We start from the raw sequence: 3,774 nt of genomic DNA, 5'->3' as shown, positions 1-3,774 counted from the left end.
ATGGCAAGCCGCGGTTCGGATCACCGGCAGCGGTGCCCGAGGCACAGGCGCCGATGTAGAGGCCGATGACCTGGCTCGACGGCGGCAGCGGATCGAACCCTTCCCGGCGGCACCACGAGGCAAAATGCCGCCAGTCCTTGGCGTAGGCGGTTTGTGTGTTTTCGGAGCTGGCGGCCTTGGCATAGGCGGTCGCGGTCTCAACCAGGGCCTCCAGACGCGCCGGTGCCCACGGGGTGGGGGGTGAGGCGCCCATTTCCATAACCAGATCGACGATGTCGGGAAGATCGTCATCGGCCGGTCCGTGAATGTCAGGTGTCGGCTGACCGTTTTTCATGAGACTGTCCAACAAGCGTTTTCAGGGGTTAGCGGATTCATGTTTTTTGGGATGAGTCACTTTTGATGAGACTGCGCAGCAGCGCACGCGGCCGGCGATGGTCCGGTCTCGATGACAGCGCGCGAACGCACACTTGCCGGCGAGACCCCAGAATGCGGCGCGGCGCCGAATCCAGTCATCCGGGCCGATCCGGTCCACAGAACCAGGACGAGCAAGACGCCACAAAAGCGCGCGTTTTCGGGCTTTTCCAGCGATCTGGGGTGACCAACAGAATGATTCTGGCAGGCTAGCGCCATACGTCCGATAAGGCAAGCTTATCGGACATAAAAGTGTTGCGACAGGCGCGGCGGATTTTGGCCAGGTCTGTTGTCAAAAGCGCCGCCGTGATTCATGCTGTCGACGATGATTCTCCACGCCAAACCGCCTTCGCAGCCGCTCGACGCCGCGCCGATCGGCCCCATGGCGACTGTGCCATCCTGGCTGCGCCGGGCAGTCGAGACGGCGCCAACCGTTGAGGATGCTGCGCTTGCCGCCGGCGCGGCGCTGACCGCGCTCGATGCTGTCGTGCGCCGGGACGAAAAATGGGCCGGCGCCTGGCGGCAGCGCCTGGCGCTCGCGGCGGCTGCGGCGACGGCGAAGCGGGCCGGCCGGGTCGAGGACGCCGCAGCGCTGCGCGACGCGCTGCTGCTCACCCGTCCCGGCGACGATGTCGGTCCGGCCGGCCGCATGCTGCTTGCCTGGCGCACGCTGGCATCGCGTCCGGTCGCGACTTTGGTCGGCGAGGCGGTGTTGGCGGGTGTCGCCGCCAATCTGGGGAGCGCGCTCGACGAGGCGGCGGCCGGCCAGATCGGCGACGACATCCGCTCGCTTGCCGGCACCGTCGGCAATGCGCTCGCCGCCGCAGCCGACGCGATCGCCGTGCCGCAGCGCCATGACAGTCGCGCCGCGCGTGAGCTTGGGCCGTGGCTTGCCGACGCTGTTCTGGCCGACCGGCTCGGATGGTCGCGCGCGGTTCCCCTGTTCGGCATTCACCCGGTGGCGAGCGGTAGTCGATCACCGCATACCGAACGGCAGTCAGCGCAAGCATCCCGGCAACGCATCTTCGCCGCCTATGCCCGGGCAGCGCTGCAGGCGATGGATCTTGCGGCCGAGCTCGGCCGCCGCGCCGACCGTCTGCTGGCTGTCGCCCCAAAGCTGCGGGCGAAAGGGTCGGACGCCGTCGTCGAGCGGTTGCTGTCCGACGACGCGCTCGCGGCTTCGCGCGAGGACGAAAAAACCGGCATGAGCGATCGTGGACTGCGCCGCCTGTTCGACCGCCTTGTCGACCTCGGCGCCGTGCGCGAGCTGTCCGGCCGCACCACGTTCCGCATCTACGGGCTGTAGTCGATGGGGGAGGGCGCGCGCGCGAGACGGGGAAGAGGCCGATCGGATGACCGTCGATCAGGCGACCATCTGTTCGACCGGGAGCTCGACCACCTGCCGCCGGAGGCCCGTTGGCGCGAATGGATGAACCGCGTCGAGGCGACCATCTTCGCGGCCAGCGAGCCGGTGACACGCAGTGTCCTCGCGCGTGTGGTTGGCGCCAGCTGCAATCTCGATCTCCTCATCGACGACATCCGCGCCGAGCTCGCCGGCCGCCCGTACGACCTGGTCGCCGTCGCCGGCGGCTGGAAGCACCTGACGCGGCCGGCCTATGCCGACGCCATCCGCAGTGCATTTGGCACGGCCGTCGGCGCCGATGAGCGCGGAGTAGACCTCTCGCAGTCGGAGGTGCTGGTGCTGATGTGCATTGCCTATTTCCAGCCGATCACGCGTGGAGAACTGTCTTCCTTCTTCGGCAAGGAGATCAGCCGCGACCTGATCGGCACGCTGCGCGGCCAAAACTTCATCGCCTCCGGGCCGCGCAGCCCGACGCCGGGCGCGCCCTACACGTATGTCACGACGAAAACGTTCCTGCTGGAGTTCGGCCTCGCCACGCTGCGCGACCTGCCGGATTTCGAGGCGCTCGAGGACGCCGGCCTGCTGTCGAAGGAGAAGCTGCTGGCGGGCGACATCATGCCGGGGTTTTCAGATAGCGATCAGGACGACGGTTTGGAGCCCGACATCTGAAAGCATTACGACGAAGGAATGTGGCTGAGTCTGAACGACCCGTCCGGTTCACTTATCCGCCAGACCCAGAATGCGCAACGAACGCGCCCGCCCGGATATGGCTTTGATCAAATAGAATCGGTCGTACTGCCGACTGGGGATAGTTGATAAAAACGTGTCGCGATAGCGTGGGCCTGGGTTTCAACCATCACGTCATGCACGAACTTTCGTTTAGCGACGTAGCAAATACAAGGCAAACCAGACTCATCATAAGTTTCTAGCTTCACCAGAAAGTCGGAGCCGAAGTCTATATAGACTGGGCAAGCTGTGTCGAGCCAGGTGCGTCTTGGTCTTACCCAGGAAATTGGTGGTGCCCGCGATAGGCGCGCTGCACCTCGTCTTCAATCTCCCTAATGGAATGGATATAACCGAATTTAACCTCGGCTTTCGTTGCGCCGGGACGCTCCAGAAGAAATTCGCTCCAGCGAAAGAACAGGCCGGCGTTCGCGCCATCCATGTGGCGCTGCGCCTTGGACCAGACGACGTCCTGCGCGACGTCTGAGGCAGGATCCGGCAGTACATGGTAGATATCGAAATTATGCCGGAAGGCGCGCCCATCGATTACCCACACAAGGTTGCCATAGAAGGTCTCGCGAGCGATGCGCTCGGCATCGGTGATGGCGGAGTGCTGAACCTCGACGGTGATGCCCGTAGGTGTCTTGATGTCGGCGCGATGGATTTCGCCGTCGGGAGCAACATGCGAGACCTCCCGGCACTCCTCGGGAAACAAGCTTTTCCAGTCACGATGCCACTGTGTTTCGTTTTCCCACCAGGGATCACAATTGCGGCGGCCAAAATGAGCCCAATGATGGAGTACGCGTGGGCCGCATTTCGCGACCATTCCAGAGCCGCAGGTCGGGCATGTGCCCTTGCCGCCGGGGAAGGCTTCTCGCCGAACATTGTCAACTACGGCGTATTGCATGCCAGTGCTTGTATACTTGACCTGTTTCGAGCCCAGGCAAGAGGCGCGCCGCTCCACTCGGCTGCAATGCCCGTCCGTTCAAATTAACCGGTTCTTTTAGCGGCGAAGTACCTTGCGGTCTCACTTCAATTAAGTCATTCGTTTTGCAGGGTCGGGAATTGCAATGTTTGGGGTAATTATGCGCATTCAAAAGGTCGCAATCAAGAATTTTAGACTTCTGTCTGACGTTAGTCTAATTTTGGAAGCGTCCGAAACAGTGATCGTGGGACGCAACAACAGCGGCAAAACTTCGCTTTCCGAGGTCATGCGCCGGCTTCTCGACGACGGCCCCGTGAACTTCCAGCTCGAGGACTTCTCCAGCGCCAGTTAC

Annotated in this window: 4 protein-coding genes and 1 pseudogene; 3 read left to right on the top strand and 2 right to left on the bottom strand. The window is 63.1% G+C overall.

Annotated elements, in window-relative coordinates; all coding sequences use genetic code 11:
• A pseudogene (locus tag EOA79_RS30585) lies at window positions 1-334 on the bottom strand (integrase); the annotation flags it as partial.
• A gap of 459 nt (window positions 335-793) precedes the next feature.
• On the opposite strand from EOA79_RS30585, the gene EOA79_RS30580 reads away from it, so the two are divergent.
• Together EOA79_RS30580 and EOA79_RS30575 are read left to right on the top strand one after the other, a co-directional pair.
• A complete protein-coding gene (locus tag EOA79_RS30580; RefSeq protein WP_128161245.1) occupies window positions 794-1,717 on the top strand; it encodes a DUF1403 family protein in 924 nt (307 codons plus the stop codon).
• Window positions 1,718-1,720: 3 nt separating this feature from the next.
• On the top strand, window positions 1,721-2,443 hold the full coding sequence (locus EOA79_RS30575) for an SMC-Scp complex subunit ScpB (RefSeq protein ID WP_128161243.1): 723 nt from the start codon (window positions 1,721-1,723) through the stop codon (window positions 2,441-2,443).
• 331 nt (window positions 2,444-2,774) lie between these two features.
• Here EOA79_RS30575 and EOA79_RS30570 read toward each other — a convergent pair whose 3' ends face one another.
• Window positions 2,775-3,404, bottom strand: coding sequence for a hypothetical protein (locus EOA79_RS30570; RefSeq protein ID WP_206639292.1), 630 nt, complete (start codon window positions 3,402-3,404; stop codon window positions 2,775-2,777).
• Between the two features lie 163 nt (window positions 3,405-3,567).
• On the opposite strand from EOA79_RS30570, the gene EOA79_RS30565 reads away from it, so the two are divergent.
• Window positions 3,568-3,774: AAA family ATPase (locus EOA79_RS30565; protein ID WP_206639291.1), on the top strand; the 207-nt coding region annotated here is incomplete at its 3' end.

The sequence above is a fragment of the Mesorhizobium sp. M1A.F.Ca.IN.020.03.2.1 genome (assembly GCF_004023205.1).
Lineage (GTDB): Bacteria > Pseudomonadota > Alphaproteobacteria > Rhizobiales > Rhizobiaceae > Mesorhizobium.
Note: the sequence above shows the minus strand (reverse complement) of the source record. Positions and strands in the feature narration are given on the sequence as shown.